At 63.1% G+C, this 14,300-nt stretch carries 16 protein-coding genes; 2 read left to right on the plus strand and 14 right to left on the minus strand.

The annotated features are described in order from the left end of the window. Window positions 1-51 precede the first annotated feature (51 nt). The 8 genes from ACE3RQ_RS03175 to ACE3RQ_RS03210 all read right to left on the minus strand — a co-directional run bounded on the left by ACE3RQ_RS03175 (window position 52) and on the right by ACE3RQ_RS03210 (window position 8,739). A complete protein-coding gene (locus ACE3RQ_RS03175) occupies window positions 52-2,397 on the minus strand; it encodes an ATP-binding protein (RefSeq protein WP_374519847.1) in 2,346 nt (781 codons plus the stop codon). Then, window positions 2,394-2,903 carry a molybdopterin-dependent oxidoreductase gene (locus ACE3RQ_RS03180; RefSeq protein ID WP_374520510.1) on the minus strand — a complete coding sequence of 170 codons (510 nt, stop codon included), beginning with the start codon at window positions 2,901-2,903 and terminating at the stop codon, window positions 2,394-2,396. The genes ACE3RQ_RS03175 and ACE3RQ_RS03180 overlap by 4 nt, the downstream gene beginning before the upstream one ends. Window positions 2,904-2,930: 27 nt before the next feature. Continuing rightward, complete coding sequence (locus tag ACE3RQ_RS03185) at window positions 2,931-4,037, minus strand: chemotaxis response regulator protein-glutamate methylesterase (RefSeq protein ID WP_374519849.1); 1,107 nt, start codon at window positions 4,035-4,037, stop codon at window positions 2,931-2,933. Window positions 4,038-4,096: 59 nt separating this feature from the next. Then, the gene (cheD, locus tag ACE3RQ_RS03190; protein WP_374519851.1) at window positions 4,097-4,759 is read right to left on the minus strand and encodes a chemoreceptor glutamine deamidase CheD; all 663 of its coding nucleotides are present in this window, start codon (window positions 4,757-4,759) and stop codon (window positions 4,097-4,099) included. Next, on the minus strand, window positions 4,746-5,627 hold the full coding sequence (locus ACE3RQ_RS03195; protein ID WP_374519853.1) for a CheR family methyltransferase: 882 nt from the start codon (window positions 5,625-5,627) through the stop codon (window positions 4,746-4,748). The genes cheD and ACE3RQ_RS03195 overlap by 14 nt, the downstream gene beginning before the upstream one ends. A 58-nt stretch (window positions 5,628-5,685) precedes the next feature. Beyond that, on the minus strand, window positions 5,686-7,839 hold the full coding sequence (locus ACE3RQ_RS03200) for a chemotaxis protein CheW (RefSeq protein ID WP_374519855.1): 2,154 nt from the start codon (window positions 7,837-7,839) through the stop codon (window positions 5,686-5,688). Between the two features lie 22 nt (window positions 7,840-7,861). Next, window positions 7,862-8,224, minus strand: a complete 363-nt coding sequence (locus tag ACE3RQ_RS03205) for a response regulator (RefSeq protein WP_374519857.1) — start codon at window positions 8,222-8,224, stop codon at window positions 7,862-7,864. A 71-nt stretch (window positions 8,225-8,295) separates the two neighbouring features. Then, window positions 8,296-8,739: a hypothetical protein gene (locus tag ACE3RQ_RS03210; protein WP_374519859.1), complete on the minus strand. Its 444-nt coding sequence runs from the start codon at window positions 8,737-8,739 to the stop codon at window positions 8,296-8,298. A 139-nt stretch (window positions 8,740-8,878) separates the two neighbouring features. Here ACE3RQ_RS03210 and ACE3RQ_RS03215 point away from each other — a divergent pair, with 139 nt between their 5' ends. Both ACE3RQ_RS03215 and ACE3RQ_RS03220 read left to right on the plus strand, forming a co-directional pair. Beyond that, entirely contained in the window at window positions 8,879-9,991 is a 1,113-nt protein-coding gene (locus ACE3RQ_RS03215) for an ATP-binding protein (RefSeq protein WP_374519861.1), read from the plus strand. A 2-nt stretch (window positions 9,992-9,993) separates the two neighbouring features. Next, complete coding sequence (locus tag ACE3RQ_RS03220) at window positions 9,994-10,623, plus strand: response regulator (protein WP_374520512.1); 630 nt, start codon at window positions 9,994-9,996, stop codon at window positions 10,621-10,623. A gap of 17 nt (window positions 10,624-10,640) precedes the next feature. On the opposite strand, the gene fliR is transcribed toward ACE3RQ_RS03220, so the two are convergent. Genes fliR through fliM form a run of 6 tightly spaced genes read right to left on the minus strand, consistent with a single transcriptional unit; the run spans window position 10,641 to window position 14,290 of the window. Then, the gene (gene fliR / locus ACE3RQ_RS03225; RefSeq protein ID WP_374519863.1) at window positions 10,641-11,408 is read right to left on the minus strand and encodes a flagellar biosynthetic protein FliR; all 768 of its coding nucleotides are present in this window, start codon (window positions 11,406-11,408) and stop codon (window positions 10,641-10,643) included. A gap of 25 nt (window positions 11,409-11,433) precedes the next feature. Then, window positions 11,434-11,703 (minus strand): flagellar biosynthesis protein FliQ, encoded by a 270-nt coding sequence (gene fliQ / locus ACE3RQ_RS03230; protein WP_374519865.1) that lies wholly within the window; start codon window positions 11,701-11,703, stop codon window positions 11,434-11,436. 7 nt (window positions 11,704-11,710) lie between these two features. After that, window positions 11,711-12,496 (minus strand): flagellar type III secretion system pore protein FliP, encoded by a 786-nt coding sequence (fliP, locus tag ACE3RQ_RS03235; RefSeq protein WP_374519867.1) that lies wholly within the window; start codon window positions 12,494-12,496, stop codon window positions 11,711-11,713. Next, on the minus strand, window positions 12,483-12,842 hold the full coding sequence (locus ACE3RQ_RS03240; RefSeq protein ID WP_374519869.1) for a FliO/MopB family protein: 360 nt from the start codon (window positions 12,840-12,842) through the stop codon (window positions 12,483-12,485). Before ACE3RQ_RS03240 ends, fliP begins: the two co-directional genes overlap by 14 nt. Before the next feature lie 19 nt (window positions 12,843-12,861). After that, entirely contained in the window at window positions 12,862-13,296 is a 435-nt protein-coding gene (fliN, locus tag ACE3RQ_RS03245; protein ID WP_374519871.1) for a flagellar motor switch protein FliN, read from the minus strand. Next, window positions 13,286-14,290 carry a flagellar motor switch protein FliM gene (gene fliM / locus ACE3RQ_RS03250; RefSeq protein WP_374519873.1) on the minus strand — a complete coding sequence of 335 codons (1,005 nt, stop codon included), beginning with the start codon at window positions 14,288-14,290 and terminating at the stop codon, window positions 13,286-13,288. The genes fliN and fliM overlap by 11 nt, the downstream gene beginning before the upstream one ends. Window positions 14,291-14,300 lie beyond the last annotated feature (10 nt).

Below are 14,300 nucleotides of genomic sequence, written 5' to 3' on the forward strand. Positions count from 1 at the left end.
CTCACTCTTGCTGCCGCTTGTCTGGCCTATTTGCCGCGATCTGCAAGCGACTTAATCGGTCGGGTGGAGGTTGAAGCCCTTGATGGCGTCTTGGGTGCTGTCGGCCGCTACCTGAATGTCATGGGTCAGTTCGGCTTCCGGCAATACAGTTCCCTCTTCGCTCGCCAGCTTTTCCACTCGTGCCGCCACCGCCACGATCGCCCTGAAGCCCATGAGCATGGCGGACCCCTTGAGCCGATGGGCCTGATGCTCCACCTCTGTCCGGTCATTTCTTGCCAAGGCATCGATCAGCGCGTGCACCGTGCCCTCGGGTTTGGCAAAGAGTGTCCCGAGCAACTCGGCGTGCACGTCAGACGGCATCATCGCCAGGATTTCGGTGTACGATTCCGAATCGATCAGGTCGCTGGTCTCGCTGCCCAGCCCCTCGTGCCAGTTCCCGTTCAGCAGGGCAGGTGATATCGGGTCCATGGATGGCGCCATGGTAGACGCGCCGCCGGGACCGGATGTGAAGTGCCGCGGCAGGTCAGGCGTCGAGGGATGGCTGCCGGCATCGCCAAGGGGTTCCGTCAGGCCACATTCCTCCAGAGCCCGCCTCAGGTCGGCCATCTGAAGCGGCTTTGACGTGAAGGCATTCACGCCCACCTCCAGCGCACGCTTGCGTGTGTCATTGACCACGTCGGCGGTCACCAGCACGATCTTGATCTCATTGACCGGAGATGGCATGGCCCGAATGGCCTGTGCGGTGGCCAGTCCGTCAAGCACGGGCATGTGATAGTCCAGCAACACCGCGTCAAACATCTGGCGCTTGAGCAGTTCCAGCGCCTCCTGTCCGTTCTCGCAGAAGACAGCATCGTGTCCCATCTGATCCAGCAGAATGTTCATGTACTTCAGGTTGATCGGATGGTCTTCAGCGACCAGCACCTTCAGGCGACGTGTGCGGCTAGGGCTGTCCTGGTGGGTGCACTTGGCATTGGGTGCCTGCGTCTGTGCCAGCCGCAATGTCACTGTGAATGCAGAACCATGTCCCGGCGCGCTGGTCACGGCGATGTCGCCTCCCATCATTCGGGCCAGGTTGCGCGAGATCTCCAGTCCGAGCCCCGTACCGCCCACGCGCCGGCGCAGCGAGTTGTCTGCCTGGTAGAAGCGCGTGAAGAGTTGCGACAGGGTTTCCTCGTCCATTCCGATGCCAGTGTCGCGCACCACGATCGTCACGCCGTCTGGCTCTCCCTTCCAGCGGCCGATCTCGGCCGTGATGGAGCCGGCATTGGTGAATTTGATGGCATTGCCGATCAGGTTGAACAGAATCTGGCGCAGGCGTGTGGCATCAGCCATCACCCAGCTGGGCAGAGATTCGTCCACTGAGACGTTCAGCGATAGGCCTTTTTCCCTGGCCGGGGCTCGCATCAGGCCCTCCACGTCCTGTGCCACCTCTCGCAGCTGCGTCGGTGCCACCGACAGGCGCAACGTGCCTGATTCCATGGTGGACACGTCAAGGATGTCGTTCAGCACACCCAGCAGGTGCTGTGCGGAGTCCCTCGCGGTCTGCACGTAGTCGCGCTGTTGGCCGGACAATGGGGTGTCGTCCAGCAGGTTGAGCATGCCCAGCACCCCCTGGAACGGCGTACGGATTTCGTGGCTCATATTGGCCAGGAAAACACTCTTGCCGTGGTTGGCGGCTTCGGCGGCGTCCTTTGCTCGGCTGACCTCATGGCTGAGTTCCTGCAGGCGGGCATATTGCCGCTGCTGCCAGCGCACATGGCGAACCAGCACCACCACAAACACCAGCAAAGCCGTGGTTTGCACGGCAGCCAGTGCGATCACCAGCAAGCTCTGGTCGTGAAGTTGGCGATTGCGCTCATCCATGAACCGGCTCGCCGCGCGGGTGGCCTCGCGCGTCAATTCGGCCAGGTAGGGACTCAGGGCTTCCACGCGCCGGCTAAGGTCTCGCAGCCGAGCCGGCTCGGCCACCAGGGTAGTCGCGTCGGCGAAAAGAGGGTCTGCATAGGCATTGAACACCTTGATTTCACGCATGGCTTCGCGAAAGGCCGTGGTGTTGTCCAGCAGATTGCGCCTGGGCAGGTCTTCGATCAGCTTGATTCGGCTCAGGAACACTTCATAGCGCTGAAGCAGTTCGTCGGCGTCCACCGGTGCAGCCAGGTCGGGGTGTTCGTGTGTCGTGATGTGCACGGCGTAACTTAGGCGAGCTGTTTCCCGTTCAAGTTGGTAGGCCTGCCAAGTCAGGGAGTCGACCTGGTGCGTCGACAGGTTTTGCATCACCTGGAACTGCTGCCACTGAATCCAGACCAGAGGGGTCAGGGTCAGGAGCAGTAGCGCCGTGATGGCCAAGACCCATTGTCTGGTCTTCCATTGGGCCAAGCCAGTCACCGAGCTTTTCATTGAATGTCGAGCGATTTGAGTTGCCAGATCGAGCGCTCGTAATAGGTGGATGTGCGCAGGTCGGCGCTGCTGTCGAAGGGGTAGATCACGAACAAGGGGCCTTTTTCGCGAACCGGGATTGGCTGGTCGTTGATCAGCCGGGCCACCACCACGTCAAAGCGCGTGGCATCTTCCGCCGGGATCGTGATGTGATAGTCGTTGATGGCCGAGGCCTTGATCGAAGTGCCCTTTGCTCTGACCAGCTTGAGCACATCGACCAGTTTCGGGCCGGTGAACTTGACGGGCACCTTGCTCCATGGGGTGTTGGTGGTGAAGGTGTGCTGCGGCAAGGTGCTGAGCATGTTCATATCAAGCGCCGCCTCATTGCCTCGGTTCTTGGCACCGATATTGCCCTTGATCGTCAACACCACCTTGCCTTTGGGTTCTGATAAGGAGGCAGGCTCGGCGGCGTGGACAAAGGACACGCCGCAAAGCAGCGAGACAAGGAGCAGGCGTCGGAACAGCATGTTGATCAAAGGTCAGGTCAGGTCAGGTCAGATTCGGTGTCGCACCCCGGTCGAGGTGGCGCTGAGGCGGGCCAACAAGGCAGGTGTGATCTGGGTCAGGGTAAGCACTTCATGGGCAGCGCCGTGCTGGATGGCCATGCGAGGCATACCAAAAACCACACAAGAGGCTTCGTCCTGCACGTAGTTATAGCTCCCTGCGTCTTTCATTTCGCGCATGGCGGCTGCACCATCCGCGCCCATACCCGTGAGCATGATGCCAATCGCATTCGGCCCCAACACCTGCGCAGCCGAGCGAAACAGCACTTCGACCGACGGACGGTGGCGGTTGACCGGTTCGGTGTCTTCCACAACGGCGACGTAATTAGATCCGCTTCGAGAGAGTCGCAGATGATGGCCCCCAGGTGCAATGTACGCGTGTCCCGGCAGAATTCGCTCCCCATTTCGGGCTTCCTGGACACGAATTTTGCACAAAGCGTCGAGGCGATTGGCGAAGCTGGTGGTGAATCCGGCAGGCATGTGTTGCGTGATAACGATGGCTGGGGCGTCTGGCGGCATAGGGGTCAGAACCTCGCGAATGGCCTCGGTGCCCCCAGTCGATGCGCCAATGCAGATGATCTTCTCGGTCGACAGTCTGAGCAAGCTCGGCGTTGGCCGTTCGTGATGAATGACCGTGTTGCTCGGCACATTGGCCGCGTTGGCCGGCGCAACGGGCTCCCTGCGGCGCACATGGGCGGTGGCGGCGGTGCGGATCTTGTCGACGATTTCTCCCGCCAATTCTTGAAGGCCTCCACTGACGCCGATGCGCGGCTTGGCCACGAAATCGACGGCGCCCATCTCCAGCGCCCGAAGCGTGATCTCGGCACCTTGCTCGGTGAGGGTGGAAACCATCACCACTGGCATGGGTCGCAAGCGCATGAGCCGAGAGAGAAACTCCAGCCCGTCCATCCGTGGCATTTCCACGTCCAGCGTGATCACGTCGGGATTGAGCTCACGGATCATCTCTCTGGCCACGAGCGGATCGGCTGCGGCGCCGACGCACACCATATCTGGTTGCCGATTGATGATTTCGGTGAGCAGACTGCGCACCAGGGCTGAGTCGTCCACCACGACCGCCCGAATCTTTGCATTGGCCATCGGAGTCCTCCTTGAAATCGGTCCGCCCCGCGACCGGATGGAGCGGACTCTTGAATCGTCTAGAACAGGTCGATCGAGCCGCCCGCGGTGGACTTGGCCATAAGGGCTGCGCTGCCACGTCGCTCTTGGGTTTCCAGCGTCTCGGGGTGCGAGTGCGCCAGGCGCTTGACCATGGCCTTGCCAGTGGCAGGGAAGTAACAGACCTTGCGCGGATGGATGTCCAAAACGTCTTTGGACACCACCGCGATGCGCTCGGTCTGCAGGTAATCCAGCACGAACTGCGTGTTGCGCTCCCCTACGTTCATCGTGGTGAAGGACTGCATCACCTGCCCGCCGCCGAACACTTTGGCTTGCATGTACTCGCGTCTTGCACCCAGCTTCATCATTTCGTTGATGAGCAACTCCATGGCGTAGGAGCCGTAACGGCCACCTGCGTCAGCCCCTCCTTCGGGCAGCATGAAGTGGTTCATTCCGCCCACTCGCACGCGAGGGTCCCAGATGCAAGCAGCGATGCAAGAGCCCAGGACCGTCATGATCACCAAGTCTTCGGTGGTGACGTAGTACTCGCCCGGTAGCACCTTCACTGCGATTTGCTGGAAGTGCGGGTCGTAATAGAAGAATGAGGCCTCGCCCGCTTTTGGCGCTTGGGCCTTGAGTTGGTCGATCCGGGTCCGTTCCGGTCCAGGTTTGGCGCGGACCGAAGAGGCTTCAGAGACGCTCATAGACTGTCTTTCCGCGCAGCACGAACAGATTGCGCGCGTCGCTGAAGTTCTCGGCATGGCCGACGAACAACATCCCGCCCGGCTTCATGATCCGATGGATGCGCTCCAGCACCGCACGCTGCGTGGGGCCGTCGAAATAGATCATCACGTTGCGGCAGAAGACCACGTCGAAGGGCTCACGCAACGGCAGTTCATGGATCAGGTTAATCGTCATGAACTCCATGTGCTTCTGAAGCTCGGGCTTGACCTTCATCAGCCCGGCGTTGGAGCCTTTGCCGCGCATGAAGAAGCGCTGCAACCGTTCCTGGCTCAAGCCCTTGGATTCGGTCTTGTAGACGCCGCGAGCGGCGGTGGCCAGCACTTTGGTGTCGATGTCGCTGTTGACGATGTGATACGTACCGCTGCTGCCCAGAGACTCTGCACAGGTCATGGCAATCGAGTAGGGCTCTTCGCCGGTGGATGCGGCCGAACACCACAGGCGCCAGTTCTGTGCCGGCTTGCTGTGCAGGTGCTGCGCCAGGATGTCGAAGTGGTGCGATTCACGGAAGAACGCGGTGAGGTTGGTGGTCAGCGCGTTGACGAACTCTTGCCACTCGGGGCCGTCGTGGCGTTCCAGCCAGTCGAGGTAGCTCTTGAAGCTACCATGCCCCGTTTCGCGCAGTCGGCGTGAAACCCGGCTGTACACCATGGCGTGCTTGCCATCGTGCAGGCTGATGCCGGCCTTTTTGTAGATCAGTGCCTTGATGCGCGTGAAGTCGCCGTTGGACCACACGAATTCGCGTCCCTCTGCCACCGGGCCGTCTTCTGCTGCGACCAGGCTTTGGGGCGCGGGCTCGGGGCGATTGCGCGTGTGGGTCTGAAGAAGCATGCTGATGTCCGATTGGAGAGGGCAGAGGCGGTGCGGCACACCGCACCGTGGCAGGGGGTCAGTGGCGAGACCGTCGCACCAGGCCGGAGGTGTCCAGGATCAGCGCTACCTTGCCGTCGCCCAGGATGGTCGCCCCCGACACATTGGGCACCTTGCGGTAGTTGGTCTCAAGGTTCTTGATGACCACCTGCTGCTGGCCCAGCAGCTCGTCCACCATCAGGGCCACGCGCTGGCCATCGGCCTCCACCACGACCATGATGGGACTCACGCTGAGGTGCTCGAATCGCGGCACCTGGAACACCTGCTCCAGCTCGATGACCGGCATGTATTCCTCGCGCACCTTCACCACCCGCGCTCCCTGGGCCACGGTGTTGATGTCTTGTGGCTTGATCTGGAAAGACTCGATCACGCTGGCCAGCGGCAGGATGTAAACCTCATCGCTCACCCGCACCGACATGCCGTCCATGATGGCCAGCGTCAGCGGCAGGCGAACCCGCACGCTCATGCCGTAGCCCTCGGCCGAGTCGATCTCGACCGTGCCGCCCAGGGCGGTGATGTTCTTTTTCACCACGTCCATGCCCACGCCGCGGCCGGACACATCGGTCACCTGGTCGGCGGTGGAGAAGCCGGGTGCGAATATCAGGTTCCAGACCTCGGGGTCGCTGAGCGTGTCGGGCGCCTCGATGCCTTTCTCGCGGGCCTTCTTCAGCAGCTTGTCGCGAGACAGGCCTTTACCGTCGTCGCGCACCTCGATCAGGATGCTGCCGCCCTGGTGCGTGGCCGACAGGGTGATGGTTCCCGTCTCGCTCTTGCCCTTGGCGCGGCGATCCTCTGGCATCTCGATGCCGTGGTCGCAGCTGTTGCGGATCAGGTGGGTCAGGGGGTCGGTGATCTTCTCGACCAAGCCCTTGTCGAGTTCGGTGGCCTCGCCGTGCGTGACCAGCTCGACCTTCTTGCCCAGTTTGGTGGCCAAGTCGCGCAGCATGCGTGGGAAGCGGTTGAACACCACTGACATGGGGATCATGCGGATCGACATCACCGCTTCCTGCAGGTCGCGGGTGTTGCGGTCCAGGTCGGCCAGGCCGGCCAGCAGGGGGTGGTTGGCGTGCGCGTCGAGTTCGCGGCTCTTCTGTGCCAGCATGGCCTGGGTGATGACCAGTTCGCCCACCAGGTTGATGAGCTGGTCCACCTTGCTCACCGAGACGCGCAGGGTGGTGGATTCGAGGCCGCCAGGCACCGGTGCAGCTGTGCGTGCCTCGGTTCTTGGGGCGGGCTTGTGCTCCACCACGGGTGTGGGCGCTGAGCTGGCAGCTATAGGCTCGGCGCCCGGTCTCGGCGCACCGGGGGCATTGTCAAAGAAGCCGAAGTCGGTGCCCTCTTTTGCAACGGCTTGAGGGGTGGCGGCCTCCGGTTTCGTGGCCGTCTGGGTGTTTTCGACAATCCGGATGTGCTCTTTGCCCACATGGAAAGTGAACAGTTCCAGCAAGTCGCTGTCGCTGGCGGTGGTGCGGGCTCGAAACACCCGAAGGTTGGCGCTGTCGCTGGGCTGGGGTTCCACGGAGCCTAGGCCGGGAATGTCACGAAAGAGCTCCGCGATGCCGTCGGCGGCCGCGGGGTTGTCCAGCGGGCCGATGAGAATGTCCAGTTCGCGCTCACCTGCGCTGGCGACGGGAGCCGGGGCTTGTGCAGTGGACTCGCTGGCGGTTGGCTCGACTTTGGGTTCCGGCGCGATGGTCGGTGTCGGTGAAGCAGAAGTGGCCTGGGCGGTAGTGTCCGGTGCGGATCCGGCGCCGCCGTTGGCCAGGGCGTAGATGCGGCTCACCAGATCGTGTGTGGCAGGTGGTTCAGTGGCTGTGCCCTGATGCACCGCGAGCTGGCCCCTCAGTGCATCGGACGATTCCAGCAGCACATCCACCATCGCGGTGGTGGGTTGGAGTTCGTGGCGACGCAGCTTGTCCAGCAGCGACTCCATCTGGTGCGTGAGTTCGGCTACGTCGGCAAAGCCGAAGGTGGCGGCGCCACCCTTGATGGAGTGTGCGCAACGGAAGATGGCGTTGAGTTCTTCGTCGTCGGCAGCTTCAACGTCCACTGCGAGCAGCATTTGCTCCATTTGGTCCAGGTTTTCGCCTGCCTCTTCAAAGAAGATGGCGTAAAACTGGCTCAGGTCGAAGTCGGTGCCGAGGTGTTGGCCTTCGCTCGTCATGTCACCCATGGTGTGCTCCTTTGGTCTGCGCTCAGCAGATCACCTTTTGAATCACCTCGATCAGACGGTTCGGGTCAAATGGCTTGACGAGCCAGCCCGTGGCGCCTGCCGCACGTCCCGCCTGCTTCATGGCGTCGCTGGATTCGGTCGTCAGTATCAGGATGGGAACCGACTGGTATCGCTCGCTGGCGCGCAACTCGCGCGTCAGGCCAAGACCGTCGAGGTTGGGCATGTTTTGGTCGGTCAGCACCAGGTCGAAGCTCTTGGCTTGTGCCTTTTGGAGGGCGTCCCGGCCATCCACCGCCTCGACCACCTGGTACCCCGCACCCGCCAAGGTGAATGCCACCATTTTTCGCATGGAAGCCGAATCGTCTACGGCAAGAATCGATCGCATGGGAAGCTCCGTGTTTCGCTCAATATCGACAGATTTCGCTTTGGCTTAAGCGCAGCGCCTGCCGGGGCGCCTCAGAAAAGCTCGATGGATCCTGCGTCCATTTCGTTCTGCGTGACCGGGCTTGGTCGGCTGGGCATGGGGTCAAGCGCTATGGGGACCTCGTCTTCGTCCGGCGCGATGGCCTCGGCCGCCAGGCGCCACGCGCAGCCCTTGAGAATCTGGCCTGTGTGGACCAGTAGTTGGGTGGCCATGTCATGGAACTGCAGTTCTGTGACAGCCTGGTTGAGGTTCAGACGGATGCGTGCCAGCTCCACTGCGTGATGGCTTTCCAAGGCGGCCAGGGCGCGGTCGGCGCTACCGAAGCGTTCCAGCAGATTGGCGGTGGCGTGGTCGAGCAGTCCTTCAAGGCGTTGCAGGTCGGTCATGACCATCAGCAGGGCATCCTGCACGTCCGCTACCAGTGACACCGGCAGCGACACGGATGGCGTGGGGGGCATCGTCGTGAGTGGGTCCATGATGGCCTGGGTATGTGGTCAGGGGTATTACAATTTTCGGGATCTGTCAGGGCCTATATCGGCCAATTACGGCCCAAATTCAGTGCCTTTTCGTACCTGACATCAGCGCTCTTTCTGACCGGCTCGCTCCTCTTCATTCATGACCGGATCTCCCGATATCCACCCCAGGCCGCCAGTGCGGATCCTTCACCTGGAAGACTCTCGCGTCGACCACGCCCTGGTGAAGTTCGCGTTGCAGCGCAATCACTTTGCCTGTGAGCTCACGTTGGTGGACACCATGGACGAGTTCCGTGCCGAGGTTCAAAGCGGCCGTCACGAGGTGGTGCTGGCTGACTACCACTTGCCGGGCTTCAATGGCCTGGACGCTTTTGAATTGAGTCACGAGTTGCAACCCGATCTGCCCTTCATCATCTTGTCGGGAGCGATCGGTGAGACAGCCGCAGTCGACGCCATGCACCGCGGCGTGAGCGACTACCTGCTCAAGGACAGCATGCACCGCCTGGCGCATGTCATTGAGCGCGCTCTGGAGATCAGCGAGACGCGCCGGGCCAAGGTGCGGGCCGATGCCGAGTTGGCTGAGTCTCGACGTCGACTGGCCGAGTTGGCCGAGCACCTGCAAACCAGTATCGAGCAGGAGCGGGCCGACATCGCCCGGGAGATTCACGACGACATCGGTGGTGCCCTGGCGGCCGTCAAGCTTGACCTGGCCTGGGTGGCCCGTCGCGCCGCCGAGCCCGACATGCAGCAGCACGTGGCCACCGCGCTGGAGATGTTGCAGCACGCGCTGGGTGCGAGCCAGCGGATCATGATGAATCTGCGTCCACCCATTCTTGACCAGGGTTTGGTGGCGGCGGTGCAATGGCTGGCCAGCGGTTTTGAGCGGCGCAACGCTCTGCGCGTGACGCTACGGCGCTCGTCGGATCAGATGGACGTGCCGCGTGATGTTCAGCTGGTGGCCTATCGGACGGCACAAGAAGCGCTCACCAACATCATCAAACACGCCCAGGCCAACGCCGTGGAAATTGACCTGAACGATGGCGAAGGCGTGCTCACCCTGGAGGTGACCGACAACGGGCGCGGCATGGATCCCGAAGCCTTGCGCAAAGACAAATCGTTTGGTCTGCTGGGCTTGCGTGAGCGCGCCGCTAAGGTGGGCGGGTGGCTGGACGTGAGCAGCTCACCAAAAGGAACATCGGTGATCCTGTCGGTGCCTTTGTCATCCTCCGGTTCTCAAGAGGAAGTTCGCCCATGAGCATGATTCGAGTGATTTTGTGTGATGACCATGCGGTGGTGCGCCGCGGCATTCGTGACACCATTTCCGAGGCGGTAGACATTCAGGTGGTGGGCGAGGCCGGCAGCTATTCCGAGTTGCGCGAAGTGCTGCGGTCGGTGGAGTGCGATGTGCTAGTGCTTGACCTGAACATGCCCGGGCGAAGCGGCCTGGACGCACTGACCACGCTCAAAGAAGAGGGATCTGCCGTGAAGACGCTGGTGGTATCCATGTATCCCGAGGACCAGTACGCCATCCGCTGCCTGCGTGCAGGCGCCCGTGGTTACCTCAACAAGGCAGGTGACCCGGACGAGATGGTGGCCGCCATTCGAACGGTGGTGCAAGGGCGCAAGTACGTCACGCCCGAGGTGGCCGAGATGCTGGTGGACCAGCTCAACGCCCCCGAGACCGAAGAGCTGCACGCCAGCCTGTCCGAGCGCGAGTTGCAGACGCTGCAGAAGATCGCCTCGGGCAAGAAGCTCTCTGACATCGCCGAAGAGCTGATGCTCAGCCCCAAGACCGTGAGCGTTTACCGCGCCCGGGTGCTGGAGAAGCTGCACCTCACCAACAACGCCGAACTCACGGTGTACGCCATCCGCAACGGCCTGGTCTGACGCCCAGGCGGGTGGCCTTAGCCACCCATGAACAGGTCGGTGGCCACCTTCAGCAGCGCGGCCACTGGCGCGTCCAGCATGGGCAGGGTGAAGGCGATGCCCAGCAGGCCGACCGACAGGGTGAGCGGAAAGCCGATGGCAAAGGCGTTCATCTGGGGCGCGATGCGCGAAATGAAGCCCAGCACGATGTTGATGAACAGCAGCATGCCGATCATGGGCAGGGCGATCCACAGGCCGTAGCGGAACACCACCGCGCCCAGTTCGTGCAGTCGCAGGCGCCGCACCGATTCCAGTGCGTTGCCCGCCACCGGGAAGGTGTCGAAGCTGGCGATCACGGCCTGCAGCAGCATGAGGTGACCGCCCATCACGATGAACAGCAGCATGGTGATGTTGCCGAAGAAGCGGCCCACGGTGCTGGTCTGGGCGTTGGTGGAGGGGTCGAAAAAGCCGGCGAAGTTCAGGCCCATCTGCAAGCCGATCAGTTCACCCGCGAGTTCCACGGCCGAGAACACGATGCGCGCGGCCAGGCCAATGGCCACGCCCACCAACACCTGCTGCAGCACCGCGCCCAGGGCCTGCGGGTCGTTCAGGCCAATCGTGGGCGCCTGGGGCATGCCGGCCTGCGCGCACAGCGCCACCAGCAGGGCCAGGGCCACGCGCGTGCGCATGGGCACCGAGCGCGAGGAAAAGATGGGGGCGCTGGCAAACACGCCCAACACGCGCAGGAAGGGCCAGAACACGGGCGTGACCAGCGCCATGATCTGGGCTTCGTTGAACGTGGGCATGGCGCGTGACCGGCAGCGTGCGCGATCAGATCGCGTAGTTGGGAATGGCCAGGATGGTGCTGCGGATGAAGTCCACCAGCGTGCCCATCATCCAGGGGCCGGCGATGGCGAACACCGCGATGGCCGCGATCAGCTTGGGCACGAAGGACAGGGTGGCCTCGTGGATGGAGGTGATGGCCTGGAAGATGCTCACGATCAGGCCCACGCCCAGCACGGTGGCCAGCACGGGCGCGGCCACCATGAGCAGCAGGTACAGGGCGTTTTGCCCCAGGGTCAGTACGGCTTGCGGGTCCATGGTGGGTTCATTGCGCGAAAGAGGCGGCCAGCGAGCCGATGAGCAGGTTCCAGCCGTCGGCCAACACGAAGAGCATCAGCTTGAAGGGCAGGGCCACCAGCACGGGCGAGAGCATCATCATCCCCAGCGACATGAGCACGCTGGCCACCACCATGTCGATGACGAGGAAGGGGATGAAAACCATGAAGCCGATCTGGAAGGCGGTTTTCAGCTCGCTGGTCACGAAGGCGGGCACCAGCACGCGAAAGGGGGCGTCTTGTGCCTTCACCTCGGCCGGCAGCTTGGCGAGCTTGGCGAAGAGTTCGAAGTCGGACTGGCGGGTCTGTTTGAGCATGAACTCGCGCATCGGGCCCTGGCCTTTGTCGAGTGCCTGGTCGAAGGTGATCTCGTTGCGCGAGTAGGGGCCGTAGGCCTCGGCGTAGACCTTGTCCAGCGTGGGACCCATCACGAACAGGGTAAGAAAGAGCGAGAGGCCCACGATCACCTGGTTGGGCGGGGCCGACTGCGTGCCCAGTGCCTGGCGCATGAGCGAGAGCACGATCACGATGCGCGTGAAGCTCGTCATGAGCAGCAGCACCGCGGGCAGGAATGACAGGGCCGTGAAGAACAGCAGGGTCTGGATGGGCACCGAGTAGCTGGTGCCGCCCGCGCCCTGGCCCACCATCAGGGGCAGGGTGGGGCCTTGGGGCGTGGGCACGGGGGCGCCTTGGGCCCAGGCGGCCGAGGCCAGCAGACCAAGGCCCGCGGCCACGGCCAGGGTGCGCAGGGCGGTGTGGGAATCAGCGCGGCTCATGGGTGGACTTGACCAGTTGTTGGGCGAGGCGGGCCGCGAAGCCGCCGGGCGCGGGCGGGTTGGTGGCCGCGGGCGTGGCGGGCGGCAGCTCCAGCGTGTGCAGGGTTTGCACGCCGCCGGGGGCCACACCCAGCACCAGGCCGATGCGGCGCTCGCCGTCGCCGACTTCCACCGTCACCACGCGCTGCTGCGGGCCCAGCGCCAGGCTGGAGAGGATGCGCAGGCTCGGGCCGTTGCCGGCGCTGGCGCCCAGGCCGGGCACGCGACCGCGTGCACATTTCAAGGCCCAGGCGATGCCCACCAGCACGGCCAGCAGCACGAGGGCGGGAATGGCGTTTTGTGTCATGGCGTGTGGCCGTGGTGGCTCAGGTGCGGCTCAGGCGCTTCATGCGCTCGGAGGGGGTGACGATGTCGGTGAGGCGAATGCCGAATTTGTCGTTCACCACCACCACCTCGCCCTGGGCGATGAGGTAGCCATTCACCAGCACGTCCATGGGCTCGCCGGCCAGGGCGTCCAGTTCCACGATGGAGCCCTGCGCGAGTTGCAGGATGTACTTGATGGGCACCCGGGTGCGGCCCAGTTCCACCGAGAGCTGGACGGGAATGTCCAGCACCATCTGGATGTCTTGCATCGGGTTGCCAGCGCCAGCGGCGCCGCCCGGGGCTGCCCCGGCCGTAACGGGGGGATGGTCGGCGTCGAAGGCCGGTGCGCCATCGGGCTGTGGCGTGGTGGCCTGCTCTTCCAGGGCCTGAGCCCAGGCGTCGGCCATGGCTTCTTCGTTCGTGTTTTCAGTTGACATACGAGTCTCCCAGCCAGTTCAGATCGCCCCCGCGCAGTTGTCGCTCAATGCGCAGGGCGTATTTGCCTTTGTGTGTGCCGTATTGGCAGTCGAAGATGGGCACGCCGTCCACGTGCGCGGTGATCGTGGGGCTGCGGTCGAGTTCGATGAAGTCACCGATCTGCATAGCCAGCAGCTGCTCCACCGTGGCCTCGGTCTGGGCGAGTTCGGCCACCACCGTGACCTCGGCGGCCTGGATCTCGTGGCTCAGCAGCTTGACCCAGCGGCGGTCCACTTCGATGGCGTCGCCCTGCACGCTGGAATAGAGCACGTCGCGAATGGGCTCCAGCGTGGCGTAGGGAATGCAGATGTGCAGCGAGCCCGACAGGTCGCCGATTTCCAGCGAAAAGCTGGTGGAGACCACGATCTCGCTGGGCGTGGCGATGGTGGCGAACTGCGGCTGCATCTCCGAGCGCTGGTAGGCCAGCTCGATCGGGTACACGCCGCGCCAGGCCTTTTTGTATTCCTCGGCGATCACGTCCACCAGGCGGTTGATTACGCGCTGCTCGGTGGCGGAGAAGTCGCGGCCTTCGATGCGGGTGTGGAACTTGCCGTTGCCGCCAAACAGGCTGTCGATCACACCGAACAGCAAGGTCGGCTCCACCACCACCAGGCCGTTGCCGCGCAGGGGGCGCACCGCCATGATGTTGAAGTTGGTGGGCACCACCAGTTCCCGCAGAAAGGCGCTGTACTTCTGCACCTGCACGCTGCCAACCGAAATCTCGGGGCTGCGGCGGATGAAGTTGAACAGGCCTAGGCGCAGGTTGCGGGAGAAGCGTTCGTTGACGATCTCCATGGTGGGCATGCGCCCACGCACGATGCGCTCTTGGCTGGAGAGGTTGTAGGTGCGAATGCCGTCGGAAGGAATGTCTTCCTTCTCCAGCTTCTGGCTCTCGCCGGTCACCCCTTCGAGCAGGGCGTCGACTTCTTCTTGTGACAGGAATGAGTCGGACATGGTGGTCAGC

It is taken from the genome of Hydrogenophaga sp. (genome assembly GCF_041913525.1).
Taxonomy (GTDB): Bacteria; Pseudomonadota; Gammaproteobacteria; order Burkholderiales; family Burkholderiaceae_C; genus Hydrogenophaga.